This window comes from Neptunomonas phycophila (assembly GCF_001922575.1).
Classification (GTDB): Bacteria; Pseudomonadota; Gammaproteobacteria; order Pseudomonadales; family Balneatricaceae; genus Neptunomonas; species Neptunomonas phycophila.
Map to the genome: position 1 here is coordinate 233,201 of NZ_MRCI01000002.1, position 23,539 is coordinate 256,739.

A 23,539-nucleotide genomic window follows, 5' to 3' on the forward strand; every position below is an offset into this window, starting at 1 on the left:
AGGTGTTTATCATGCAATTAGAAACCATACAAAATCGTATCGAGACAACGACGGCATCGCTTCCTCAAGCGGTCCAGTCGTCGCATGGTGCTGATTTTGCTATGTTGATTAGTTTGCTAGACACTTATCAAAAAAATACGTCTTTCCAAACTATACAGCAGGCTAATACTACCGACGCTACTGGCAGTGATTTCTCATTACCGACTCCTCGATATTTAACCCTTGATGAAACACAGCCGCCAGCAGTGATAGAGCGTTTGAATCAAGCGGTTAATCAACATCGCTCAGGTGATTTTGCGTATTTAAAAAGCATGATTGCAACACGAGCAGAAAATGCAACCAATACAGCTCCTCCATCCGATGACTTTGCAAAAATGGCGTTGATGGCATCGGGAAGTTTAATGCTCGATCAAATACAAACAGCGCAACGCACTGTTCTTTAATGACTTTCCCCGTGACAGCCTAGTTGTTGGCGAATAGACTGACGTTTTTCTAAGGGAAGGCGTATGGAAACGGCAGCAGCATTGACTAAAAACCAACCCAAAGCGATGCTTCTCGGAGCACTCGCTGTACTGTGCTGGTCTACGGTTGCAACGGCCTTTAAATTATCATTGGCGCATTTAGCACCTGTACAGCTATTGAGTATCGCCTCGGCGACTTCGCTATTCATTTTGTTGGCGGTTGTTGCTAAACGTTATTCTATGCGCTTTGTTTACGAAGCTTGGAAAGCCGCTCCTGTTCAATACGCGTTGTTAGGGGCTATCAACCCCTTTTTATATTACGTTATTTTGTTCAATGCATATGACTTGCTACCGGCCCAGCAAGCCCAGCCACTGAATTATAGTTGGGCATTAGTATTGTCCTTGTTAGCCGTGCCATTGTTAGGTCAGGCTTTAAAACGAGCCGATATTATTGCGTTGTTGGTAGGTTTCTTTGGCGTTATCGTGATAGCAACTCGGGGCGATGTTTTAGCGCTGCAATTTGATAGCGGTAAAGGTGTGTTGTTGGCGCTAAGTAGCACCGTATTGTGGGCGGTCTATTGGTTGTATAACGCACGCTTAAAGGCACCGCCAGAGGTGTCTTTATTGTTATGTTTCATACATGGAAGCCCGTTGGTGTGGGGGATGATGATGTACACAACAGGCTTGCCCAATGATTGGCAAGGAGTGACTAGCGCTATTTATGTGGGTGTCTTTGAAATGGGTATCACGTTTTTACTGTGGTTAGGTGCCATGCAGTTAGCGACGCATGCTAGCCGAGTGAGTAACTTAATTTTTCTCTCGCCATTTTTATCTTTATTACTTATTCATTGGATATTGGGTGAAGATATCGTTCCAGCCACTTACATTGGGCTCAGTTTAATTATTGTTGCCGTGATCTATCAACAAGTGGCTGCACACCGCAGCGCTCAGTAACAGCGGGAAACTAGGTTTAATTTGTTAGCCACTTGATTAGCTCTTCTTCCCCTTTTTCGAGCTTCCACCACTCATCTGGATCATCGCCTTCACTCCAACCACCGGCAATACAGCGGATTTGAGTGTTCAAAGCCGCTGTTGCTTGTCGTGCGCATTCTAAATCGTTCATCCAGGGTGTTTTATCAGACTTGAACCACACGCTTGTCCACGCTTTACCAGCAACTTTCTCATGGATTAAAACGGTAATGTCGACTTGATTGGTCGTGAGCTTATATTCATGAGCAGCCCCTTGAGAGAGGATGGGTTGTAAAGATGAGCCGCAGCTTTCAAGCCATTGCTCAAGTTGATTGACTGAGCAAGATTTTACATAGATCTCGATATCGGGTGGGCGCTGCTCGCTCATGATAAAACCTGTGCTTATATGATAAAAACGAAGAGTATGAGCATTAGTTCACAGATGTTCAATAGTCATTATCGGGGAATGCTAGTTAAGCTTTGGTGACTTCGTGTATGCTTCCTTTTTGTGTTTTATATAATTGTTTTTATAGGGATAGATTATGAATAAAGGGCTGATGATTGGCGCCTTAGTTGTGTTGGGGTCGGGGGCATATTTAGGAGGGGTTGCATATACTGGTCAGCAGGCTGATAGCTTCGTGCAACAACAGTTAGACGTTGTAAAACAGCAATTAGGTGATCAGGGTGATATCGCGGTAACAGCGACGGAAGGTTTTTTTGAGTCGCAGTACCGTATTGAATATACATTGAGCGATTATCCTGAACCGATTTTTCCTGCGTTGGAAACCAACAAGATACCAATGGACTTAACGGTGAAGCACGGCTTCCTTTCTGCTAATTCAACCGTGGTGTTGGCAGAAGGTGAGTTGCTAGATGTATTAAAACGCTATTTGGATGATAGCGATCAAGCCCCGTTCGTTTTAGAGTCTACACAAAGTTTTAATCCTATATCACAAACAAGCCGTGTTAATGCGCGAGCTGAAACGGCCCGCATGTCTGGTAATTTAGAAGATGGAGCAACGTTTGTAGTAGGGGCTGCACAAGTAGAGTTTAACCAGTCGGGTCGAGACTTTGCCGCAACGCTTACCATGGATGACTCCTATATAACCGCTGAAGATGGTGAGTTGCGTATTGAAGGGGTCTCCGGAGAAGAAACTGGAGTTTTGGACTCTGATTTTTTACAAGATGCTGTTATGGCAGAAGAGTTCAATGCCGTTGTTCGTGCCGAACAGATTGTATTCCGTGATGCTCAACAGCAGGCGACGTTGGATAGTTTAGCTATCACAGTCGATCAGATTTTAGATGGCGGCAGAGTTTTATTATCTGTTGGCTACGGGGCTGAAAAGGCGACGCTTGAGCAAGGAGATGTACTTTCTGTGGTGGAAGTGCCTAACTTAAGCATGACATTTGATTTTGATTACCAGGCCGTTCGGGATTTAGCCGAAGTAACACAATCTATGCAACCTGATGCTGACGATCCAGAAGCTGCATTTGAGCAAATGCAACTAATAGTTGAAACATTAGATCGTGTTACGCAAGAAGGCGTTGGGATCGATTTGAATGATCTATCATTCGAAATGGAAGGCGAAAAAGCGCAAGCCAAAGCTGACTTAAACCTAGTGCCATTTACGGCATCTGATTTAATGATGAGCCCGTTGATGCTGTTACAGTACATGGAACTTCAAGCTGATGTATCTGTGCCTGTTGCGATGAGTGATAAGCTTGGGGATGAAGAGCGTATGCAGTTACAGATGCTAGTAGAGCAGGGCTTTTTCATATTGAACGATACAGATTACACCGCAAATTTATCAGTTGAAGAGGGAAAAATTTTGCTAAACGGAAGTGAGTTCCCGCTGTTCTAACTAACCTTTACGGTAAAAAGAAACATAAAAAAACCCGCTATAGCGGGTTTTTTTGTTTATCAGGTTCAACAATTAAGCAGTGACTGCTTGCTGAATACCTTTAATCCACTGTAGATCTTGACCAGCAGTCTGATCAGCAGCCAATTCAGCACCTGTTACAGGAGCCAGTTGGTTGTAATCAGACCCAGACTGCACTTTTTTGATCCACTTTAGATCTTGGCCCGCGGATTGGTTAGATGCTAGATCAGAACCTGTGAATGGAGCCAGTTGGTTGTAATCAGAACCAGACTGTACTTTTTTGATCCACTTTAGATCTTGGCCAGCAGATTGGTTAGATGCTAAGTCAGAACCTGTGAATGGAGCCAGTTGGTTGTAATCAGAACCGGACTGCACTTTTTTGATCCATTTTAGATCTTGGCCAGCAGATTGGTTAGATGCTAAGTCAGAACCTGTGAATGGAGCTAATTGGTTGTGATCAGAACCTGATTGAATTCCTTTAATCCATTTTAGATCTTGGCCAGCGGTTTGGTCTGCAGCTAACTCATCACCTGTTACAGGAGCCAGTTGGTTGTAATCAGAACCGGACTGCACTTTTTTGATCCATTTTAGATCTTGGCCTGCAGACTGGTTAGAGGCTAAGTCTGTACCTGATTGTACTTTTTTTATCCACTTTAAGTCTTGACCAGCAGACTGGTTAGAAGCGAAATCAGCACCTGCCGTTGGCAACACAGCATCCTGAGCGTTGTGTGTTGAAGCTGATTGAACTTTCTTAATCCATTTAAGATCTGATGCAGATCCCTGATCAGCAGCAAAAGTTGGTAATGCAGCTGTTAGTGTTAGGGCGCCAGCTAAAGCAGTAAGAGTAAGTTGAGTGTTAGTTTTCATGATATTTACCTCTTTTCTAATTAAGGGCTTGTTAGTTGAAACCCTTAATTTGGTATTACATTAATAAATGACCGAAGTTGGTTTATTGGTGAATATTTGCAACAAACTTGCTTCTTGGTCCATTTTTTCTCTGTGTAGTTCAATTAATGCTTAAATATTTTTTAAAGCACCGCTACAGGATTGAGGCCATTATATATAGTTAAATGCAATGTGAAATAGCTAAATTTAGTTTGTTTATATCTAATTTGTAGATGTTTTATTTATTTTTGATTATAACCTGTTATTTTTAATAACTTTTAGTTTTGTTGTGGAATGGTTCAGTTCGATTTTTAAATCTTATTGTTCCATTTAAAAAACAATAGTGGGTTTTGCTGGTGTGTGAAAAACAAACTAGGTCGATAGTTATTTTTTGTGAAATGCTTTGAAGGACGGTTGATGTGGTTTGACCCTGCCGAGTTAATTGTTTGAGCTATCTTTGAAGAGGATGTCTTGGACGAAATAGCTTTGTTTGGGAGTGAAAGTAGAGCTTGAAATAGGTCGTGAGTACTAATAAAGAGGCTGAGTGGGATAGAGTGGAATAGGATGGGGGTACTAGAATCCTCGCTTTTTAAGGTGAGTCTTTTTTAGAGGGAGGAGGTTGGGGGGTAGATGTTGGCTTGCTCTTGTTTGGCTTGTGCAAAATATACCGCACTAAGCCCAAGACGCTTAGGCAGAAATACCCTATTGCGGCGGCTGTTAAGCCGATAACAATCAATGCAACGCCAATGAGTGCAAGAATCTCTTGCTTGATGGACTGGCCAAAAAAGAACTCAGCAAGAATCACCAACAACAAACCGAGTAACGTAACGCTAAAGCCACTAATGAGGATAACTAGGTTACGTTGGGTATGTTGTGAAAAGTTGAGTAGCCAGTGGTAGGCTTTTTGTAGCCCTTTTATGAAGAAAAAGCCCTCATGTTTTACTTTTTTCATCATTCAGTACGAGGCATAAAAGTGCCAATCTGCACATCAAAGGTAAAAGTTACAGGCCCCGCTTTTAAAAGACGCTCTCTGCTATCGTCGTTAATACGCTGGCTGTGCGGTGTCATTCCTATCAATGCGTCTAGTGTTTCTCGGTTATCTAACGTAAAGGTGAAGCTTAATTGCTCAACCTTATCAAGTGTAAAGTGTGTCTTAAGTTCGTTAATAGGGTCAAAGGTAGACGGTCTTATGTCCTGATAAATTTGTTGCCTTAGCTCAATGAGATGGTTCGCGGCCGGCCAAACTAAAATGAGTTTTCCTGTTTGCTTGAGAATATGGGCAAAGTGCACTGGCATTAATCGGCTAAACATAACGATGAGTAAATCTTGGCTGTGAGCAGCAAGCGGTATTTGAGCACCGGTTGCGACTAACCAATGAATGTTGTTCAGTGGTTTCGATCGTTTAGTGGCTGCGCGTATTGCATGTTTTGATATATCTAAGCCGTAAACATGGGTGTTAGGCAGCGCCTGTGCTAGTTGAGCGGTATAAAATCCTTCACCACAACCAAGATCTAGTACAGAACCCTTAGGTGTTTTGGCCGTGTACTCTGAAGCTAGCTTGCACATGTGATCCGCTAGTGGCTGATAAAAACCTTGGTCTAAGAAAGCGGTTCTTGCGCGGACCATGTCGGGGTTGTCACCTGGATCTTTAGATCGTTTGCGTTGAACGAGTAAAAGGTTCCAGTAGCCCTGTTTTGCTCTGTCGAAGCTATGTCCCTGTTCACAGCGCAATGTATTATCAGTCAGTATGAGGCCGAGTTGGCATACGGGGCAAATAAATGCCGGAGTGCTGACGGGGGCATGAGTGGCTTGCGTAGGCACAGTGAATAGCTCCGTGATTGGGAGGTGATCTCGTCTTTTACGGCGGGGTTGCCGCCGTTACACTCTCGTTAAACAGTTTTAGGCAGCAGTCGCGCCAACACGTTTTCGTATATATCGCTCAATAAGTCTAGGTCGCTTGCTTTTACGCATTCATTCACTTTGTGAATAGTAGCGTTAACCGGGCCAAGCTCTACGACTTGGGCGCCAGTAGGAGCAATAAAACGGCCATCCGAAGTGCCGCCCGATGTGGATAATTCGGTTTCACGGCCTGTTATGTCCAAAATTGACGCTTGCACCGCATTAACAAGACTGCCTTCGGCTGTAATAAATGGATTGCCTGATAAAATCCAATCAATGTTCCATTCGGTTGTGTGCTGATCCAATATCTTGGTGACGCGTTCTTTGAGTTGGTCGGCGGTGACTTCTGTTGAGAAACGAAAGTTAAAATCAACTACGATGTCGCCGGGCACTACGTTGGTCGCCCCAGTGCCTGAATGGATGTTTGATATCTGGAAACTAGTCGGAGGGAAAAATTCATTCCCTTTATCCCATTCGGTTGAAGCAAGCGTGGCTAGAGCCGGCGCTACTTCATGAATAGGGTTACGAACAAGGTGCGGATAGGCCACGTGTCCTTGGATGCCGGTTACTTTTAGTTTTCCACTCAAAGACCCACGGCGGCCGTTTTTAATGATGTCACCCACTAAGTTAGTGCTAGATGGCTCGCCCACAATGCACCAGTCAATTTTTTCGTTACGCGCTTCTAGGTGATCGATAACTCGGGTAGTCCCATTAATAAAAGGGCCTTCCTCATCGCTGGTGATTAATAGCGCGATAGAGCCAGAATGATCTGGGTGGTGGTCAATAAAACGCTCTAGCGCTGTCATGAATGCGGCAATGCTGCCTTTCATATCAGCGGCACCGCGGCCGTATAGATAGCCTTGGCTAAGTGTGGGTTCGAAAGGGGGGAATGTCCACTGCTCAGCTGGGCCTGTCGGAACAACATCGGTGTGCCCCGCAAAGCAAAATAATGGGGCTTGTGTACCGCGGCGCGCCCATAAGTTGGTGGTATCTTCAAATACTAAACGTTCAATCGTAAAGCCTAATGCTTCCAATTTACTGATCATCAGCTCTTGGCAGCCTGCATCTTCAGGCGTTACCGATTGGCGAGAGATCAATTCTTTAGTCAGTTCGACGGTAGGGGATTGGATCGACATGTTAGGCTCCAAAATAGTAGCGATCAGTAAATGGGCGAAGCCGGGATATCCCGGCTTCTATAGAGTAATAAGAGGTGTAACAAGCATATAAGGGTGCTGAGCGCGCACTTAGTTATGCTTGTGAAGCTCTTCGTTCAGCTCAATAGCTGATTTGTTGGTCTTTACTTCGATACGGCCATTTTGTGAGTTTCGGCGGAAGAGTAAATCAGAGGTGCCAGCCAACTGAGAAGCTTTAACTGTTTCTACTTCGTTGTTTTTGTCATCCAGTACAACTACTTTTGAACCACCAGTGACATATAATCCCGCTTCGATAGTGCAACGATCGCCTAATGGGATACCTAAACCAGCATTAGCACCGAGTAAGCAGTTTTCGCCAACAGAAATTACTACGTTATTACCACCAGAAAGTGTTCCCATGGTAGAGCAGCCGCCGCCTAAATCAGAACCGTTGCCAACGACAACACCTGCTGAAATACGCCCTTCAACCATGCTTACACCCAAAGTACCGGCGTTAAAGTTGATAAAGCCTTCGTGCATTACGGTAGTGCCTTCACCTACATGAGCTCCAAGGCGGATACGTGATGCATCGCCTACACGGATGCCTGCAGGAACAACGTAATTGGTCATTTTCGGGAATTTATCAACCGATTGTACGTCGAGCACTTTACCTTGAGCGCGAGCAGCCAGTTGGCGCTTTGGTAAATCTTCTAGCGACACTGCACCTTCGTTAGTCCAAGCAACATTGGGTAACAAACCAAACATACCGGCTAAGTTAATACCGTGTGGCTTAACCATACGCTGCGATAACAGGGTGAGTTTTAAGTAAACTTCAGCGGTTGTAGCGGGTTCAGAGTCTGTTTCTAGAATAGTGACAACTAATGGTTGCTTTGTGCCTTTTAAAATCTCTACTACTTCGGCTTGGTCTTCAGCGCCTACACTAAGAAACGCGGCTTCTAAGTCGGATAATTGTTCGGCGCAGATTTCGATAGCGGCATCGCCACCTTCGTAACCTAGTGTTGCTGCAACGGCTGAAACCAGCGCTTCAGATGGATTGATAACCGGCTTATTGTAGTAAATTTCTAGCCATTCATCGTTTGAAGATTGAGTGCCGATACCTAAACCAAATGCAAAATAACTCATAATATGCTCCGCCTAAGATGCCTTACGACACCTGATGTGAAAATAAAGAGGTGTAGTCGGCTTCTTTAAAGCCGATCTTTCGTTCAGAACCGGTGTCCAGCACAGGGCGCTTAATCATTGCTGGGCTTTCAAGCATCAAACGTTTAGCTGACGTTTCGTCTACCGAATTCTTTGTGTCGTCTGGGAGTTGGCGCCACGTTGTACCGCGTTTATTAAGGACTAACTCCCAGCCTAATTCTTGGCACCACTGATCCAGTAAATCAGGTTCTAGGCCATCTACTCTAAAATCGTGGAAACGGTATTCGATCGCGTGCGCTTCCAACCATTTGCGCGCTTTTTTAATCGTATCGCAATTTTTAATGCCGTATAAAGTAACCGCCATTATCTCGCCTTTTACTTAATAGTGTTTAGGTTAAGCTTTCAACGAAAGTTCGGATGCGTTTAGCACCTTCTATACATTCGTCCAGTGTGGCAACCAGTGCCATACGAACATAGCCTGCACCAGGAACAATGCCATCGACTTCTCGTGATACGTAGCTGCCTGGCAGTACGGTCATATGCTGTTCGGCAAATAGACGTTGTGCAAATTCATCGTCAGCAATTGGGGTCTTGGCCCATAAGTAGAAACTCGCATCGGGTTGTTTCACTTCCATGACAGGCGATAAAATATTAACAACTTCACGGAATTTTTCGCGATACTTATTCCGGTTGTCGAGCACGTGGGCTTCATCATCCCATGCGGCGATAGAGGCTATTTGATGCTGAGCTTGCATGGCGCAACCATGATAGGTGCGATACTTTAGGAAAGGCTCCAGTAACTTGGCGTCACCAGCAATGAAGCCTGAGCGCATGCCCGGTAAATTAGAACGCTTTGATAAGCTGTGCATTACCACGCATTTATCAAAGTCGTGACGGCCTAATTTTTCACAGGCTTCTAATAAACCAATAGGTGGGTTGGCTTCATCAAAATATATTTCTGAATAACACTCATCAGAGGCAATGATAAAGTCATGCTTATCAGCCAGCGCGATTAATTTCTTGAGGGTATCAAACTGAGTAACGGCGCCTGTCGGGTTGCCGGGTGAGCAGATAAATAGAATTTGGCAGTTATCCCAAACATCATCCGCAACGGCGTCGTAATCGGGGATGAAGTTGTTGTCTGCAAGGCAGTTTAAATAATGTGGTGTGGCTCCCGCTAGATACGCCGCACCTTCATAAATCTGATAAAACGGATTAGGTGATACAACTAACGCACCAGGTACACGGTCAACAGCGGCTTGAGTGAAAGCAAAAATAGCTTCGCGTGTGCCAGTGACTGGTAATACATTGTCTTCAGGGCTCAGCACACCTTCGCTGAGATGAAAACGGCGAGTACACCAGTTAGCAATGGAAGTACGTAACTCCAGTGAGCCCTTGGTTGTAGGGTAGACAGACAGCCCATTGAGGTTGTCGGCTAGCGCCTTTACAACAAAGTCTGGTGAAGCATGTTTGGGCTCGCCTATTGAAAAGGCAATATGTGACATATCTGTCGGTGGAGTCACTGCCGCTTTTAGCTTAGCTAGCTTCTCAAATGGATAAGGTTGTAGGTGCGCTAAATCCCGATTCATAGAAATGATTCCTGCTCAGCCGTTCGGCTCCTCAAAAATAGGCAGAAAAGTATACCGGAAGGAGTGCTCAGGATTAAGCGTTAACTGGATTTAGATAAAAAAATCCCCGGGGCTTCGGGCGGCTCACCGGGGCAAGGTTACGAGAGAAAAGAGCGGTGCAACAAGATAGTTGCGGTTTAAAAGACCTGCGACGGTCGTTCGTAACGGTTATGTAGTTATAACCGTACTTGATAAGCACTCATTGGCGGATGTGTGCTTAGCCAAGGCTTAGGGCATCAAACTCTTTTTGAGTGAGCATGCCGTCTTTGTTGGTATCTAATTCATTGAATTGGGCCATTAAAGGTTCTAGATAAATGGCTTCATCTGGGGTGATAACTTCGTTGTTGTCAGCGTCGAGAGTGGAGAACAGATCCGTGCCACCTTCGACTTGCTCATCTGATACTGCAGCGGTGGACAGGGTAGCGAAAGTTGTAGTCGCTGCTACGGTAGCTAATACAAGTGATGCTTTTTTGATGGATGCTAATACAGATAACTGTTTCATGGTGTGATCTCCTTATTCGTGATCATTTATTACTGCATCTTAAATAAATCAAGTTCCGCTTTACTAAGCTGCCCGTCCGTATCAAGGTCGAGCGTTTCGAATTGCTCTAGGAGTTCTTCGTGGCCTTTAGCTTCTAGTGGGGATATGTGTTGATCCCCGTTTGTGTCTAAGGACATGAATAAATCCATGGAGTGTTCATGGTGTTCAGCCATGACTGGGTTTGATAGCGCAACCAACGTAGCTAAGGTCGTTAATGTTTTCATGGCTTAACCCTCATTTCGATTTAGAACACCTAATACTTTGCTTAGTTTGTGCCAAGTTTTTAAATTGTGTTTGAAATCAATGAATTACTTATTAATGTTCTGAGTTTTCGGGTTTTTTATAAGCTTTTGATAACAAAAACTAGTTATTTTTTAAAATACTGTTACTGAACGGAGACTGTTGATCTGTTTGTTATGCGTTGCCTATTAAAATCAATAACTTATAGTGTATCTTAATGGATACAAAAATATTTTCATGAACAGGATTTAATTTATTTCCAATAAAATCAATGGGTTATTTGTTTCTGTCGTGATGCCGAAATTTCATCACTATTTTGAGGCTTTTTGCATTTTTGAGATCCAGAAGTTTCGGTGCGTTCAATTTCACATTTGAGTTTGGCGTGTTAAGTTAATTCTGTGATGTGTGCACACTTTGGCTACTGCGCTTGACCAAAGAGTTGTTGATTGTGTAGCTATGAGTTATCCCCAGCACTAACGAAATTTAAAGGAGCAGTCGATGCGAACGGATTATGTCTTAGGGCTTAGTACGGCGGGTTATCATAAGATGGCGTATCGAGAGTGGGGCCATCTTGATAATGAGCGGGTATTAGTCTGCGTGCACGGCTTGGCGCGTAATGGTCGAGATTTTGATGATATAGCTAAGGCCTTATCCAGACACTATCGAGTGATTTGTCCTGACATTGTCGGTCGTGGAGAGAGTGATTGGCTAAAGGATCCAACGGGCTACACATTTGCGCAGTATTTGTCGGATATCATGTCTCTATTAGCGCGGCTCAATGTCAAGGAAGTTGACTGGTTAGGTACGTCAATGGGAGGGCTCTTGGGCATAATGTTGGCGGCTTATCCAAATTCGCCCATCAAGCGGCTGATATTGAATGATGTAGGGCCCTTTGTATCTAAAGAAGCGCTCAAACGAATAGGTGAGTACCTAAAACCGAGCTGTTATGAGAGTGTTGCAGACGCTAAAGCGGCGATGCAAGCTAATTATCCGGCGCTGCGTTACATTCGAGAAGAACAATGGCAGCACCTTGTGCGTTATGGCTATCGGTTGGATTCAAAAGGTTGGACGCAGCATTATGATCCCGCTATCGGCGATATGGCGCGTGCTAATTCATCTGAAGATGTAGATTTGTGGCCGTTTTGGCAAGGAATTCAGTGCCCGCAATTATTGATTTGGGGGGAAGCATCGGATGTACTAACGCGCGACACGGTAGAACAGATGCAACAGCTTAACCCCGCGTTATCTTTGTATGCTTTGCCGGACATCGAACATGTCCCTTCGCTCATGGAAGAAGAGCATATTGAAACGATCACAACATGGCTTCGTAATAATTAAACGTAACTAATAGAGGATAGCGGTTGATGAGAGTGATCTCCCAGTGGCCAAAAGAGCAGTTGTGCTTATCGGCTGAACGGCGCAGCGAGGCCGTTAAAGTCGTCGAAAAAGCGTTTGCATCGGCGTTGGCGTCGTTAAAGGTCGATATTGGGTTGGTCGAAATGTTTGAGTCAATCTATGTGCCTTTAGGCACCTGGTTGTATTGCCGTAAGCAGCAACAAGCGGGGCCACTGGTTATTGGGATTAATGGTGCTCAGGGGGCTGGAAAGTCCACGTTGTTTAATTTGATTGAGGTTATTTTAAGCGAAGCCTTTGATTTAAAAGTGGTCGGATTTTCATTGGATGATTTGTACAAAACTCGTGAAGAGCGTGAGCGCTTAGCTCAGGAAATCCATCCATTGTTATTAACACGAGGTGTACCTGGTACACATGATGTTCAGTTGGGCATCGATATTATTCGCTCACTCAAGAACGGTGATCCCAAACAACCCACTAAAATTCCGGTATTCGATAAGTCGATAGATGATCGATGTCCGTCAGCGGTGTGGCAAGAGTGGTTAGGGCCTGCGGATATTATAGTGTTTGAAGGCTGGTGTGTTGGAGCGTTACCTCAAGATGAAGCGGCGTTGGTAGTCCCTATTAATGCATTAGAATCTAATGAGGACCCTCATGGTGATTGGCGTCGGTATGTAAATGATCAGCTTGCTGGGCCTTATCAAGCGCTCTTTGATTTAATCGATACGCTAGTCATGCTCAAAGTACCGAGCATGGAAGCGGTATTTGAGTGGCGCTCACTGCAAGAAAAAAAGTTGGCTGAGCGTGTGAAGTATATTTTTGATACTCAGCAACCTACGGATCATCTACGTATTATGGATGAACAGGAAATACAGCGTTTTATTCAGCACTATGAACGCTTAACACGACAAATGTTGATAGAAATGCCAGAACGTGCTGATGTTACTTTGAAGCTAAACGAGAACCATAAAATTAGCGAAATAGAAATTAACCGTCCATTGGAGAGAACAGAGCCGGTCTTGTTGGACACAGCGGCTGACACGTCAATGGATGAAGCAATTAATCGTATTGAGACGGTGTAGGAGAGGTAGATGACTAAGCGGATCTTGGTTGTGATAACCGCATTGATAGCCTTGAGTGGTTGTCAGAGTGCTTATTATGCGGCGATGGAAAAGGTCGGTGTGCATAAACGGGATATCTTGGTAGATCGTGTAGAAGAGGCACGCGATGCGCAGGACGATGCTCAAGAGCAGTTTGCTGATGCATTAGCGCAATACCAAGCGGTTATACAGTTTGACGGCGCTGAACTAGAGACTCTCTACAATCGTTTTAAGGATGAATATGACGATAGCGCGGCCGCTGCGCAAGAAGTCACTGATCGTATTAATCAAGTGGAGCAAGTGGCAGAGGCGCTGTTTGATGAGTGGACGGATGAGCTGTCCCAATATCAAAATGCAGCTTTACGTGCGCAAAGCGCCCAGCAGCTTAAGAGTACGCAACGTCGCTATAGTGCGTTGTTACGGACGATGAGACAGGCAGAAAAGCGGATGGCTCCAGTGCTGAGCGCATTGAACGATAATGTTTTGTATTTAAAGCATAACTTAAATGCTCGGGCCATAGGCGCGCTCAAAGGAGAGTTTGCTGGTTTACAGCAAAACATAGATCGCTTAATTAGCGATATGGAGCGAGCGATACAAGAGTCCGATGCGTTTATTCGTGATATGGAAACAGGCCAATAATATCGGCTAATGTCACTTAGCTTAGACATTAGTTAGATAGGTAAAAAAGTAGTAGACGCTACGCCGTGCACTACTTTATTGATGGTGCGGTTGTTTTGGTCGGCCGCTATCATCGCCATCATATCTTGTAGAGCAATCATCTTGCTAAATAGCCGTTCGGTACTGAGGTTAACCTCGTTTAGTTGAGGCGAAATGCTGTTGCTAATAAGCAGCAGCTCGTTGTTTTTGTCTTTCTTGTGGTTTATTTGCCAAGCAACGGATTCTAAGTTACGCGCACTATTGTAAAGTTTTTGATGGTCTATTGAGTCGAGCATGAAAAACTCATTTTGAAAGTTGTAGCTAGTATGGATCATGCCTGTTACCCCGACCATCAGCGCAAAAACACGATCTCCGTTAAAGTCTGGATCAAAGGCCCGTGTGATCGCCGTGGTTGAATAGTAATCGCCAAGTTCGCTAAATCGTACTGTGCGCGGATAACTAAATAGTTGGTTAATCCGCTTTTTTACTGTCATGCCTGGTGGCGCTTTCTTTAGCTCTCGTGGGTTGAGCTTATAAAGCTTGACGAGTAAGTTCCGCGATAGTTTATTCACGGTTTGAAGGTTGAGGTCGGTCACCATGTCTATTTCAGACTTGGCAAGTTGTTTAAGGGCGAAGGGCTTACGGTTGTCGTTCAATGTTTGACAACCCGTTAGGCTCGTAACAACCGCAATGGCTAAACCTGCCGTGATAAGGGGCAGGCGCTTGCGACTATTACGAGCGAGTGTATGTCGTAAAGGCTGAAACATGGTTGGGCTTCTTAGTCATCTTTTAATGTAAAGATAGCACCTGATGCGGCTTTTGGACTGTCAGTTGGCGAGGTAAAGCTTAAACCGCCGCCAATAATTGTTTCCAAGCTCTCCGCTTTCACTTTCAAACCACCAAACAATGATAAGTCCATCCGGACGCCGCTGATATTTTCAAATTCGCTATCGGCTCGCACGTACGATGCATATTCAGGGTTAATATTGACGAATACATTGACGTGTTGTCCCACGGAGGGCAGGTCAAAGTTAGTGACACGACCTACAGGGACCTGGCGGAAGAACACAGGGCTGCCTTTCATTAGTGAGCCCAACTCAGGTACTTGCACAATTAAGTTTAAGCCTTCGTAGTTACGAAAAGCAGGAGGTTTGGTTAGCCCTTTAAACTGAAACTGTGCTTTACCGTTTCCTTCGGAGGCTTCTACGTAATTACCTAATATTAGCCCTTCGGGGTTTTCAATAGCGCTAAGGCGTATTTGTGAGGAAACTACCCAAAAACGGCTGCCTTCTTGTGCCAAAAAGTGACCATCACGATATAAGTCAATAAAGGCCTTAATCCGCTTTCCTTGCTCGATTACCTTGACGTTCCGTACTTTACCAACGGTTTGCCCTTTATATCGAATATCGGCGAGGGGTTGTAGATCCTTTCCGGCAGGGAACGTCACAATAATACCCAGAGGTTGTAGTTCGCTGAGCGACTCGTTGGGGTATAAAGTGAATAGGTGGTTTGTTTTAATGGCTGCGCCTTCTTCGAAGTTCGCGAAGGCTATACCACCGCTAATTAGAGCCTCTAAGGATTCCATTTTTAAGTCTAGCTGGCGTAGGGATACATCGGCGGAAATACCGCTGGCATTCCAGAAGCGAGTACCTTCGTGAACTAAATGCTTATAAGGCTTTTCGATGAGGGCGTAGAGGGTGACCGCATTACCGTCTTTATTGAGCGTTACATCAGTGATCTCACCAACACGGATCTGCTTATACAGTACGGGATCTCCTGCTTTGAGTGAGCCTGTTTCTTCAGCATGCAATCGGATTTTTAGAGCACCAGCAAAGCGTTGATCAGACAGTTTTCCGTTGTCGCTGGCGGATTGATAATCATCATAAAGAGTGTAGCTGGATTTAGGCGCTGATTTTTTACCATCACCGGGGTTAAAGAACGAAATCCCCCCCAATAATAAGCTGGTGGCCGACTCTGTAGAGACAGATACTCCGCGTAGGCTTGCATTAACCTTGATGCCACTAGCATTCCAAAAACGTGCATTGCCGCTTAATAAGTGACTGTACTGTTGCTCTATAGCCGCATGGATGATGATGTGAGAGCCATCACTACCAAGCTCATAACTTAACACTTCACCCACAGGCATTTGGCGATAAAGAATAGGAGAGCCTTTGGTAATTGATCCGAGTGTATCGGTCTTGAGTTCAAAGCTTTTACCCATCGCTAGTTGGCGTTTGGCCGGTGCTAAGTTGAGTGCAGTAAACGAGAGTTTCTCTGCCCCTTGGCCTGGATCTAATTCTATAAAGCTGCCACGTAATAGATCGCCAATATTGGATAGATTTGTGATGGATAGCTGCGGCTTTTGTAACCAAAAACGGGAGCTTTCGCGGAGCAAATCTTTTGCGCGAGGGTCAAGAAACAGCACGGTATCCAAGTATTTGAAGTCATCGGTGACGGTTGCCTCTTTGACACGACCAATTTGTACACCGCGGCTCATGACAACCGTGCCTTCGCTGATTTCAGTTGCACTAGGGAAGCGAAGTTTTACATTAATCCCGTCTTGAGCGGCTTCGTAATCGTCGAATAAGCTAAAGCGCGTTCCGTTAGTCGCTGGTTTTGCATCTTCATCGGGTGGCGAAAAATGAATACCACCAGCGATAATGGAAGCTAAAGAATCAACTTGTATGTCGATTTTTGGCAAATCCGCTTTAATACGAATACCGCTTGCATTCCAAAAGCGAGTATTTTCTTTAATTAGCCCTGTATAACGGGGTTCTATGTATGTTTCGATCAGCACACGCTGGCCATTGGGGCTGAGCGTGTGGCTTAGCACTTCGCCAACTTCAATATCGCGGTAGTATACTTTAGCGCCTTGGTACACCGAACGAGCGTTGTCGGCTGTAAGTGTCAGGTAGAGTCCGTCTGAATCTTTGAGCGGTGGAGGTGGTTGATCATTAGCAATAAAGGTATCTGTCGTTTTACCTGACATGCCTGGTTGAAAACCAATGTAATGGCCGGAGAGCAGTGTTTCTAAACCGCGCACTCCTGATAAAGAAACTTGAGGTTTAACTAACCAAAACTGCGCTTCATCGGTCAAGGTATCGGCCGTTTCCGGAACCATTTCGATGACCGCCCGCACACGACGCAGGTCTTCATCAATTTTTAGGCTTTTGACCACCCCTGTGGGCAAACCACGGTAAAGAACCTTGGTTTTGTTAGCCTCTAGCCCTGTTGCAGAATCGAACATTACTTCAATCAGCACACCTTGATCCCTATAGTTCTGATACACCAGCCAGCCGGCAATGATGGCAGCTAAAATGGGTAAGAACCAAACGGCCGAGGGGGTGCGCCGGCGTTTAATGACAGGGGTGTTGTCGCTCATGGAAAAACCTCTAATTGTTCCAAATGCTTATCCCATATAAGCCGAGTATCAAAGCTATGGGCTGCTAACATAGTGAGTATAACGGAGACACCAAAGGCAGTTGCACCGGAGTTGCCTGTTACACTGGCTAAACTACCGAGCTGCACAATGGCGGCTAAAATGGCTACTACAAAAATATCTAACATGGACCAACGGCCAATCCATTCTACAAAACGGTACATCCACATTTTTTGGCGCATATTAGTTGTCCAGCCTAGTTGGACGGCAAGTAGCAGGATAATAAGGCCAATAATTTTCATGACTGGGATGATGATTGATGCCGTCAACACTACTAACGCAATGCCCATCATGCCGTGATCCATCAGTTGCAATACGCCGCCCAGAATTGTTGAAGGCCCCCCTTGCCCTAAAGAGGTTAACGTCATGATTGGGAGCATGTTGGCAGGCAATAACATAAAAGCAGAGGCGATGAGTAAAGCCCATGTGTAAGCAATGGAATGCTGTTTGCGTTTATGAAGGCTAGCTCCGCAGCGTGTGCATGAGTGATGGTCCATCGTTTCTGGAAAGGGCTTGCGACAATCGTGGCATAAAATAATACCAAAATTTATAGCGGACTTACGTAAGTCTTCAGGGATCATAGGCGGCGTTCCAATTGTTCTATGCGTCGCCAAAAGCGGTAGCTATCTAACTGTGTTGAGGTGAGCAAAGTCACAATAATTAAAGCGGCTAAGCTGTATAAACCAATCCCCGGCGTCACCGCAGCAACATCAATGAGTTTAATGATCGAAACGAGTACGCCTAACATGTAAATCTCGAGCATGCCCCAACTATCGAGTTGTTGATAGCCTCGCATGGCCCAAGCGAGAAAAGGGGCCGGGTAGTGAAATAACAAGCAGGTACTCAAATAGGCCATTAAAACGAGTTTTATGAAAGGAATAATGATTGCTGAGAAGAGCACCAAACCTGCAACCACATAAAGACCGTTGCTATACATAGCCGCGACGGACTCAAATATAGTCTCAGATTGCACAAGACCTAAAGCTTTAAGGGATAAAATAGGAAACAAATTTGCAGGAAAAAACAGAATAAGGCCCGCAATAGCTAAAGCTAGCGTCCATTCAAATGTATGGTGACGGCTGGATATCAATACCGTTTGGCAACGAGGGCATTCAGCCTCGTGACGGTTAGGAACCGCGCGGTTTTCCATAAGTAGGTCGCAGGCTGGGCATACGAGTACCTTGTTGTGATCAATCGTGGACATTTCCGTATCTGACATGCCTTACATTTAACCTAAATTTACAAAGCTCAGTATGCCAGATAACTCATGGAGGGTGCTAACCTTGAATCAGCTAAGCGTGCTGGGTGTACGAATTTACCTTTGACCTTGGTTAGCAAGATTGCAGGTAACTGACTTTACGCAGTAAATCAGAAACTACGAGGGCGTTTTGTAAGTATACGCACTGATTTAATGAGATGATTTCGTTATAGTTAGCGCCATTAAGAGGAGAGGTTTCCATGGCAGAAGAGCAAGGTGATTTGACGGCGCTGCGCCGCGAGTACGTAGCGACAGGTATTACAAAATCAATGATGAAAGGCGACCCTATTGCCCAATTCGCCGACTGGTTTGCCGTCGCGCGTCAAGTGCGTCCTGATGATGTAAGTTCGATGACGTTAGCCACGGCAGATAAGCAAGGACGACCTTCGGCTCGCATTGTGTTGCTAAAGCACTTCGATGAGTCGGGCTTTGCATGGTATACCGACTACGAAAGTCAAAAAGGCCAGGCATTAGCTGATAACCCTTATGCTGAGATCTTATTTTATTGGTATGGGCTGGAACGACAAATACGGATTCAAGGACGGGTAGAAAAGCTGCTGCCTGAACAAGCGGATCATTATTTTAATTCGCGTCCACTAGGGAGCCGCCTGAGCGCTCATGTGTCGCATCAGAGTCATCCTGTTGCGTCCCGAGAAGTTCTTGAGGCTAAGGTAGAAGATCTGGCCGAGCATACGGTTGATGATTGTGTAGCAAGGCCTGCTCGCTGGGGTGGTTATCGTCTTATTCCAGAAAAGTTCGAATTTTGGCAAGGCCGAGAAAGTCGTTTGCATGATCGATTAATTTACACACGTAATGCTAATAATGGGTGGGATTTACAAAGGATTCAGCCATGAGTGACGTTATTACGGTAGAAACAGCAGCTCAACCCGATGCTGCAATTATTTGGATGCATGGTTTAGGGGCTGATGGGGCCGACTTTCCGCCTACATTGCCTTATCTATTATTGCCTGAATCATTGAAAATTCGTTTTTTATTCCCGAATGCTCCGGTACGGCCCGTGACGGTTAATGGTGGATTTGAGATGCGCTCGTGGTACGACATTATCAGCATGGATAATGGCCGCGAAATAAATAGCCACCAGTTAGATGAGTCGATTATACGCATTAACAAAATGGTGGATGATCAAATCGAACAAGGCATTGATGCTCAACGTATTTTGCTGGTGGGGTTTTCTCAAGGCGGTGCTGTCGCCTATGAAACAGGGCTGCAAGGTTCCTCTTCGATAGGAGGAATAGCAGCGATGTCGACCTACTTGCCAAGGCCGTTGTCTAGCCTCGCGGTGACGGCTGCTACATCGTTACCTGTGCTAATTCTGCACGGAACCTATGATGATGTGGTGCCGTTGACGATGGCTGAAGAGGCTAAACAGCAACTTAAGCAAACGGGCTTTGATCCTGAGTTTTACGAATATGCAATGGCTCACGAAGTCTCAGTGGAGTCATTAAAAACATTGGGTAGCTGGATTTCACAGCGCCTATCTAAGTGAGGTATTTCATGCAAGTAGCTGATAATTCAGTTGTTTTTTTTCACTATGAATTAAAAAACGATCAAAACGAAGTCGTTGATACGACCGAAGGTGAAGAGCCTATTCCGTATATTCATGGGAAACAACAAATTGTACCTGGCCTTGAAGAGGCCATGTTAGGTCATAAAGCGGGCGATAAATTTGATGTATGTGTGCCGCCCGAGAAAGGCTATGGGCTGCATGATGAAGATAAATTATTTGATGTAGATAGAGCCCTATTTGCAGGGATGGCTGATTTGGCAGTGGGCTCAATGTGCGAAATGACCAATGAACAAGGTCAGCCCGAAGTAGTAACCGTTGCCGAAATAGGTGACGAGGTGGTGACGGTAGACGCCAACCACCCGTTTGCAGGTCAAGTATTAACGTTTGCTATAGAGATTACGTCAGTCCGAGAAGCTACTGAGACTGAGCTCGAAAACGGCATCGGTTAGTCGATACAGTAATCATCTCATTGGTATGAAGCGTTACTTAAAGCGCTTTATACCTTTTCTTGCCATTCCATATCTCCAATATGCACATTTAGCCACTCAAAACCTATGCGTTTTGCCACGGCTGCTGCCCCATCTAAGCTTTTAAACTCCCTTTCTTTTTTACTGCGCTGAAGGTCGAGCGTAATCACGTTTTCATCTTTCGCAATAAATTTTAACGTCCATCCGCGTGACATGGCGATGGGCGTTGCATGGCAAGATTCAAAAACACCCGCATTAAAAAGCAACTTTATTTCTCGTTCCTGCATAGTCTTATACCATTATTGATTAATCTTAAATACTTATTGATAAGTATATATCTAATTATGATTGTTGGCAAGATTTTCACAAACTTTTTCATTGTGTAAGTTGTTGAAAATAAACGGCTTTTTATGCTTTTCTTGTCTTTTTTTATAAGCTTTTTCATGCTTTGTAACTGTTTGTTTTTACTGGTTTTTTTGTGGTGTTCTCGCTATTAGTTATTTTTATGGCTATATGATTATTAATAGTTTTAGTTGTTAATAAATAGATTGAAATCTATTTTTGATAAATTGAAAGCCAGTATTTAATTTTCGTTAGTCAAATTTGTGATTTGCAGGTTGATGCCAGGTTTGGGGAGGGCTATATATGGGTTTTAGGAGGGAGAACATAGGGTAATTTGCTAGGCTTAAGCGATAATGAAAGCGGTTTGATATAGATCAAGTAATCGGCATATGGTGTGGGTGATGGTTTTATTTTTTATTAATTAAATCAATGGTTTATTTCTGTTTTTAGATAGCAGTATTGCACGGCAGCTAAATGTTGAGTTAGGTCAATTCTTTATTCAAATAAGGTCTCTAATCTGTACTGAAATCGTAAAGAAAAGAGGCACGTATTATGTTTGGTATTGATCCTTATGCGTTTGAAACACTGTGGCCTAGCTTGTTAGGTGTCGCTGCAATGGCTAGTGTTATGGTGTGGGGCTTTATAAAAATTCGGCATTTGATGAATGATGACATCAAGAAAAAGTAAAGCACTTTTTTGTTCACCTAGTCGCATTCAATCACGCATTGAATAGCCGGTTTGTATGACGGCTAAGATAAAACCTTCTTACTGTTACTAGGGTAAAAATTAAGGCCAAGGCAATTTGGTACGGAGTCGTCCGTGGAAGAACGCTTTGGCATTTTTCTATGCCTGTATTTTGCACTTTCCTGACAATGGGCTATACCTATAATGAGTCGCTTGAAGATAAGTACCTGTAAAGTGCTTTCTTAAAAGCAACGATAGATTTTGGCAAACATTATGGTTTACCTTGATCAGGAGATCAGAGGCATAGCTTAGGAAGGAGTCCTCTGCTATGTTTTCTAATTAAAGGGCCGCTTGCGGTAAAAAGCGTGCCCAGTCACTAGCAAGTACTAAGGATAGTATCCATTTTGGATAACTCTTCTAGCCCCAACAACATCCGTTTTGTAGCGTTATCACCTTCTCAGTGGCGTTTGCTGCACCCTTTTTATAAACGTAATAATTACGAAGGCTTTCCGCGAAACGGCGAAACAGTTGCCGTATTAATTGACGCATCTAATCTGATTATTGCGGTTGCCCGCATCACTTTACAGGCAGGTGAGCGTATTATTCGGGGTGTTTGGATCGAAGGTGAATTTCGGCGTCAAGGTTACGGTATCCGGTTGTTAGATTGCATAGAAAAGGAAGGTTGGTTAACGCATAGCTATTGTTTTGCGCAACCGCATCTGCACGATTTTTATGAGGCGGCGGGGTTTATTTTTGTGGACGATAAAGAGTTGCCCAACAATCTTCGTAATCTTCTAAAGCGTTATCAAGAGGTTGATAACTCATTGCGCGCTTTTTACCATCCAATGTAACCTTTCTGAGGCTAAACAGGCTTCACATAGCCTAGTCACAAGTTTAATAGTATGCGTCTAGTGGAATGGTTGCTTAATAACTATGCATGATTGTTCTTTTTAGCTCTGATATACACTGCTCTCTGTTCTTAATAGCAGCGGTCAGGAGATGGTATGCGTTTACCCACCTATTTTTTATCACATGGCGGTGGCCCATGGCCGTGGATGAAAAAAGAGCAAGGCACTTTATTTGCTCAATTAGAGGCTTCATTGCGTGCAATCCCTCACAATTTGCCTCAAGCGCCAGAGGCTGTATTGGTTATTAGTGGGCATTGGGAAACACAAGGTTTTAGTATTTCAGCCGCCAGCCGACCGGGGATGGTATTTGACTATTATGGCTTTCCTGAGCACACCTATCATATTAGCTATCCTGCGCCTGGGTCTCCCCAATTAGCTGATCAGGTCCATGCTTTATTAGCGGCAGCGGGTTTGGATGTGAAGCTCGATAACACGCGAGGTTTAGATCATGGGACGTTTACTATGTTAAAGCCTATGTACCCTGATGCAGATGTACCGGTTGTGCAGTTATCATTAAACGCTTCATTAGATCCAGCACAGCATATCGATGTGGGGCGTTTGCTGGCGCCGTTGCGAGATCAAGGCGTACTTATCATTGGAAGCGGGCTAAGCTACCATAACTTACGTCGTATGGATCCCGGCGCGCAACAACCTTCAAAGCGGTTTGATAATTGGTTACAGCACAGCTTATCGTTTACCGGAGAAGATCGTACTGTCCGTTTGTGCCAATGGGCATCGGCACCTATGGCTCGCTTTGCACACCCACGTGAAGATCATCTTATCCCATTAATGGTTGCTGTTGGTGCGGCCGAAAACGACACGTTTGAATGTATATATCATCAAGAAGATCTGTTTGGCAGTATCACGGCGTCTAGCTTTCGTTTTGGTTAGCTCATTAACTCATTGCATTGATGAGCTACTTAGGTCGTTGAAGCACCTTCTTTAGTACTGACTTCGTTGAAAAATCAATATCTTGTCCTAGATTGAACTCTGACTTCTTCTACCG

Annotated in this window: 27 protein-coding genes; 12 read left to right on the forward strand and 15 right to left on the reverse strand. The window is 44.5% G+C overall.

Annotation, left to right across the window (positions count from 1 at the left end):
* The first annotated feature begins 11 nt into the window (after window positions 1-11).
* Together BS617_RS14995 and BS617_RS15000 are read left to right on the forward strand one after the other, a co-directional pair.
* Window positions 12-443, forward strand: a complete 432-nt coding sequence (locus BS617_RS14995) for a VC2046/SO_2500 family protein (RefSeq protein WP_075173793.1) — start codon at window positions 12-14, stop codon at window positions 441-443.
* A 63-nt stretch (window positions 444-506) separates the two neighbouring features.
* Window positions 507-1,415 carry a DMT family transporter gene (locus BS617_RS15000; protein WP_212667468.1) on the forward strand — a complete coding sequence of 303 codons (909 nt, stop codon included), beginning with the start codon at window positions 507-509 and terminating at the stop codon, window positions 1,413-1,415.
* A 16-nt stretch (window positions 1,416-1,431) separates the two neighbouring features.
* Here BS617_RS15000 and BS617_RS15005 read toward each other — a convergent pair whose 3' ends face one another.
* Entirely contained in the window at window positions 1,432-1,818 is a 387-nt protein-coding gene (locus BS617_RS15005) for a hypothetical protein (RefSeq protein WP_075173794.1), read from the reverse strand.
* 154 nt (window positions 1,819-1,972) lie between these two features.
* Between BS617_RS15005 and BS617_RS15010 the strand changes: the two genes are divergently transcribed.
* Entirely contained in the window at window positions 1,973-3,292 is a 1,320-nt protein-coding gene (locus BS617_RS15010) for a DUF945 family protein (protein WP_075173795.1), read from the forward strand.
* Between the two features lie 72 nt (window positions 3,293-3,364).
* On the opposite strand, the gene BS617_RS15015 is transcribed toward BS617_RS15010, so the two are convergent.
* From BS617_RS15015 to BS617_RS15055, 9 genes are all read right to left on the reverse strand, one after another.
* Window positions 3,365-4,177, reverse strand: a complete 813-nt coding sequence (locus BS617_RS15015; RefSeq protein ID WP_075173796.1) for a hypothetical protein — start codon at window positions 4,175-4,177, stop codon at window positions 3,365-3,367.
* 607 nt (window positions 4,178-4,784) lie between these two features.
* Window positions 4,785-5,150: a hypothetical protein gene (locus BS617_RS15020; protein WP_139303216.1), complete on the reverse strand. Its 366-nt coding sequence runs from the start codon at window positions 5,148-5,150 to the stop codon at window positions 4,785-4,787.
* Window positions 5,147-6,016, reverse strand: coding sequence for a putative RNA methyltransferase (locus BS617_RS15025; RefSeq protein WP_249263628.1), 870 nt, complete (start codon window positions 6,014-6,016; stop codon window positions 5,147-5,149). The genes BS617_RS15020 and BS617_RS15025 overlap by 4 nt, the downstream gene beginning before the upstream one ends.
* A 68-nt stretch (window positions 6,017-6,084) precedes the next feature.
* Window positions 6,085-7,230, reverse strand: a complete 1,146-nt coding sequence (gene dapE / locus BS617_RS15030) for a succinyl-diaminopimelate desuccinylase (protein ID WP_075173798.1) — start codon at window positions 7,228-7,230, stop codon at window positions 6,085-6,087.
* Between the two features lie 108 nt (window positions 7,231-7,338).
* On the reverse strand, window positions 7,339-8,370 hold the full coding sequence (dapD, locus tag BS617_RS15035; RefSeq protein ID WP_075173799.1) for a 2,3,4,5-tetrahydropyridine-2,6-dicarboxylate N-succinyltransferase: 1,032 nt from the start codon (window positions 8,368-8,370) through the stop codon (window positions 7,339-7,341).
* Window positions 8,371-8,392: 22 nt separating this feature from the next.
* A complete protein-coding gene (locus BS617_RS15040; protein WP_075173800.1) occupies window positions 8,393-8,752 on the reverse strand; it encodes an ArsC family reductase in 360 nt (119 codons plus the stop codon).
* 25 nt (window positions 8,753-8,777) lie between these two features.
* On the reverse strand, window positions 8,778-9,977 hold the full coding sequence (gene dapC / locus BS617_RS15045) for a succinyldiaminopimelate transaminase (protein ID WP_075173801.1): 1,200 nt from the start codon (window positions 9,975-9,977) through the stop codon (window positions 8,778-8,780).
* 256 nt (window positions 9,978-10,233) lie between these two features.
* The gene (locus BS617_RS15050; RefSeq protein ID WP_075173802.1) at window positions 10,234-10,518 is read right to left on the reverse strand and encodes an EF-hand domain-containing protein; all 285 of its coding nucleotides are present in this window, start codon (window positions 10,516-10,518) and stop codon (window positions 10,234-10,236) included.
* A gap of 29 nt (window positions 10,519-10,547) precedes the next feature.
* Entirely contained in the window at window positions 10,548-10,781 is a 234-nt protein-coding gene (locus BS617_RS15055) for a hypothetical protein (protein ID WP_075173803.1), read from the reverse strand.
* A 514-nt stretch (window positions 10,782-11,295) separates the two neighbouring features.
* Between BS617_RS15055 and BS617_RS15060 the strand changes: the two genes are divergently transcribed.
* Genes BS617_RS15060 through BS617_RS15070 form a run of 3 tightly spaced genes read left to right on the forward strand, consistent with a single transcriptional unit; the run spans window position 11,296 to window position 13,889 of the window.
* Window positions 11,296-12,135 (forward strand): alpha/beta fold hydrolase, encoded by an 840-nt coding sequence (locus BS617_RS15060; protein WP_075173804.1) that lies wholly within the window; start codon window positions 11,296-11,298, stop codon window positions 12,133-12,135.
* Window positions 12,136-12,161: 26 nt separating this feature from the next.
* On the forward strand, window positions 12,162-13,232 hold the full coding sequence (locus tag BS617_RS15065; protein WP_246283259.1) for a hypothetical protein: 1,071 nt from the start codon (window positions 12,162-12,164) through the stop codon (window positions 13,230-13,232).
* 9 nt (window positions 13,233-13,241) lie between these two features.
* Window positions 13,242-13,889, forward strand: coding sequence for a DUF2959 domain-containing protein (locus BS617_RS15070; RefSeq protein ID WP_075173805.1), 648 nt, complete (start codon window positions 13,242-13,244; stop codon window positions 13,887-13,889).
* Between the two features lie 32 nt (window positions 13,890-13,921).
* Here the strand turns inward: BS617_RS15070 and BS617_RS15075 are convergent, their stop codons facing one another.
* From BS617_RS15075 to BS617_RS15090, 4 genes are read right to left on the reverse strand one after another with little or no spacing between them, the layout of a single operon-like run.
* A complete protein-coding gene (locus BS617_RS15075) occupies window positions 13,922-14,674 on the reverse strand; it encodes a hypothetical protein (protein ID WP_249263629.1) in 753 nt (250 codons plus the stop codon).
* An 11-nt stretch (window positions 14,675-14,685) separates the two neighbouring features.
* A complete protein-coding gene (locus BS617_RS15080; protein ID WP_075173806.1) occupies window positions 14,686-17,289 on the reverse strand; it encodes an MlaD family protein in 2,604 nt (867 codons plus the stop codon).
* Window positions 17,286-17,927, reverse strand: coding sequence for a paraquat-inducible protein A (locus BS617_RS15085; RefSeq protein ID WP_075173807.1), 642 nt, complete (start codon window positions 17,925-17,927; stop codon window positions 17,286-17,288). The genes BS617_RS15080 and BS617_RS15085 overlap by 4 nt, the downstream gene beginning before the upstream one ends.
* A complete protein-coding gene (locus BS617_RS15090) occupies window positions 17,924-18,565 on the reverse strand; it encodes a paraquat-inducible protein A (RefSeq protein ID WP_083610123.1) in 642 nt (213 codons plus the stop codon). The genes BS617_RS15085 and BS617_RS15090 overlap by 4 nt, the downstream gene beginning before the upstream one ends.
* Before the next feature lie 239 nt (window positions 18,566-18,804).
* Here BS617_RS15090 and pdxH point away from each other — a divergent pair, with 239 nt between their 5' ends.
* From pdxH to BS617_RS15105, 3 genes are read left to right on the forward strand one after another with little or no spacing between them, the layout of a single operon-like run.
* On the forward strand, window positions 18,805-19,458 hold the full coding sequence (gene pdxH, locus BS617_RS15095) for a pyridoxamine 5'-phosphate oxidase (RefSeq protein ID WP_075173808.1): 654 nt from the start codon (window positions 18,805-18,807) through the stop codon (window positions 19,456-19,458).
* On the forward strand, window positions 19,455-20,111 hold the full coding sequence (locus BS617_RS15100) for an alpha/beta hydrolase (protein ID WP_075173809.1): 657 nt from the start codon (window positions 19,455-19,457) through the stop codon (window positions 20,109-20,111). Before pdxH ends, BS617_RS15100 begins: the two co-directional genes overlap by 4 nt.
* A gap of 8 nt (window positions 20,112-20,119) precedes the next feature.
* A complete protein-coding gene (locus tag BS617_RS15105; protein ID WP_075173810.1) occupies window positions 20,120-20,581 on the forward strand; it encodes an FKBP-type peptidyl-prolyl cis-trans isomerase in 462 nt (153 codons plus the stop codon).
* 47 nt (window positions 20,582-20,628) lie between these two features.
* Here BS617_RS15105 and BS617_RS15110 read toward each other — a convergent pair whose 3' ends face one another.
* A complete protein-coding gene (locus tag BS617_RS15110; RefSeq protein WP_075173811.1) occupies window positions 20,629-20,886 on the reverse strand; it encodes a hypothetical protein in 258 nt (85 codons plus the stop codon).
* A 607-nt stretch (window positions 20,887-21,493) separates the two neighbouring features.
* Between BS617_RS15110 and BS617_RS18500 the strand changes: the two genes are divergently transcribed.
* The 3 genes from BS617_RS18500 (at window position 21,494) to BS617_RS15120 (ending at window position 23,424) form a co-directional block, all read left to right on the forward strand.
* Entirely contained in the window at window positions 21,494-21,628 is a 135-nt protein-coding gene (locus tag BS617_RS18500; RefSeq protein ID WP_281363037.1) for a hypothetical protein, read from the forward strand.
* Between the two features lie 401 nt (window positions 21,629-22,029).
* A complete protein-coding gene (locus BS617_RS15115; RefSeq protein WP_075173812.1) occupies window positions 22,030-22,476 on the forward strand; it encodes a GNAT family N-acetyltransferase in 447 nt (148 codons plus the stop codon).
* A gap of 153 nt (window positions 22,477-22,629) precedes the next feature.
* A complete protein-coding gene (locus BS617_RS15120; protein WP_075173813.1) occupies window positions 22,630-23,424 on the forward strand; it encodes a DODA-type extradiol aromatic ring-opening family dioxygenase in 795 nt (264 codons plus the stop codon).
* Window positions 23,425-23,539: the final 115 nt, after the last annotated feature.

Excerpts from the sequence above, each read along its gene's own strand:
- BS617_RS14995 (WP_075173793.1), top strand. The coding sequence starts at position 12 with ATGCAATTAGAAACCATACAAAATCGTATCGAGACAACGACGGCATCG.
- BS617_RS15000 (WP_212667468.1), top strand. The coding sequence starts at position 507 with ATGGAAACGGCAGCAGCATTGACTAAAAACCAACCCAAAGCGATGCTT.
- BS617_RS15005 (WP_075173794.1), bottom strand. The coding sequence starts at position 1,818 with ATGAGCGAGCAGCGCCCACCCGATATCGAGATCTATGTAAAATCTTGC.
- BS617_RS15010 (WP_075173795.1), top strand. The coding sequence starts at position 1,973 with ATGAATAAAGGGCTGATGATTGGCGCCTTAGTTGTGTTGGGGTCGGGG.
- BS617_RS15015 (WP_075173796.1), bottom strand. The coding sequence starts at position 4,177 with ATGAAAACTAACACTCAACTTACTCTTACTGCTTTAGCTGGCGCCCTA.
- BS617_RS15020 (WP_139303216.1), bottom strand. The coding sequence starts at position 5,150 with ATGATGAAAAAAGTAAAACATGAGGGCTTTTTCTTCATAAAAGGGCTA.
- dapE (WP_075173798.1), bottom strand. The coding sequence starts at position 7,230 with ATGTCGATCCAATCCCCTACCGTCGAACTGACTAAAGAATTGATCTCT.
- dapD (WP_075173799.1), bottom strand. The coding sequence starts at position 8,370 with ATGAGTTATTTTGCATTTGGTTTAGGTATCGGCACTCAATCTTCAAAC.
- BS617_RS15040 (WP_075173800.1), bottom strand. The coding sequence starts at position 8,752 with ATGGCGGTTACTTTATACGGCATTAAAAATTGCGATACGATTAAAAAA.
- dapC (WP_075173801.1), bottom strand. The coding sequence starts at position 9,977 with ATGAATCGGGATTTAGCGCACCTACAACCTTATCCATTTGAGAAGCTA.
- BS617_RS15050 (WP_075173802.1), bottom strand. The coding sequence starts at position 10,518 with ATGAAACAGTTATCTGTATTAGCATCCATCAAAAAAGCATCACTTGTA.
- BS617_RS15055 (WP_075173803.1), bottom strand. The coding sequence starts at position 10,781 with ATGAAAACATTAACGACCTTAGCTACGTTGGTTGCGCTATCAAACCCA.
- BS617_RS15060 (WP_075173804.1), top strand. The coding sequence starts at position 11,296 with ATGCGAACGGATTATGTCTTAGGGCTTAGTACGGCGGGTTATCATAAG.
- BS617_RS15065 (WP_246283259.1), top strand. The coding sequence starts at position 12,162 with ATGAGAGTGATCTCCCAGTGGCCAAAAGAGCAGTTGTGCTTATCGGCT.
- BS617_RS15070 (WP_075173805.1), top strand. The coding sequence starts at position 13,242 with ATGACTAAGCGGATCTTGGTTGTGATAACCGCATTGATAGCCTTGAGT.
- BS617_RS15075 (WP_249263629.1), bottom strand. The coding sequence starts at position 14,674 with ATGTTTCAGCCTTTACGACATACACTCGCTCGTAATAGTCGCAAGCGC.
- BS617_RS15080 (WP_075173806.1), bottom strand. The coding sequence starts at position 17,289 with ATGAGCGACAACACCCCTGTCATTAAACGCCGGCGCACCCCCTCGGCC.
- BS617_RS15085 (WP_075173807.1), bottom strand. The coding sequence starts at position 17,927 with ATGATCCCTGAAGACTTACGTAAGTCCGCTATAAATTTTGGTATTATT.
- BS617_RS15090 (WP_083610123.1), bottom strand. The coding sequence starts at position 18,565 with ATGTCAGATACGGAAATGTCCACGATTGATCACAACAAGGTACTCGTA.
- pdxH (WP_075173808.1), top strand. The coding sequence starts at position 18,805 with ATGGCAGAAGAGCAAGGTGATTTGACGGCGCTGCGCCGCGAGTACGTA.
- BS617_RS15100 (WP_075173809.1), top strand. The coding sequence starts at position 19,455 with ATGAGTGACGTTATTACGGTAGAAACAGCAGCTCAACCCGATGCTGCA.
- BS617_RS15105 (WP_075173810.1), top strand. The coding sequence starts at position 20,120 with ATGCAAGTAGCTGATAATTCAGTTGTTTTTTTTCACTATGAATTAAAA.
- BS617_RS15110 (WP_075173811.1), bottom strand. The coding sequence starts at position 20,886 with ATGCAGGAACGAGAAATAAAGTTGCTTTTTAATGCGGGTGTTTTTGAA.
- BS617_RS18500 (WP_281363037.1), top strand. The coding sequence starts at position 21,494 with ATGTTTGGTATTGATCCTTATGCGTTTGAAACACTGTGGCCTAGCTTG.
- BS617_RS15120 (WP_075173813.1), top strand. The coding sequence starts at position 22,630 with ATGCGTTTACCCACCTATTTTTTATCACATGGCGGTGGCCCATGGCCG.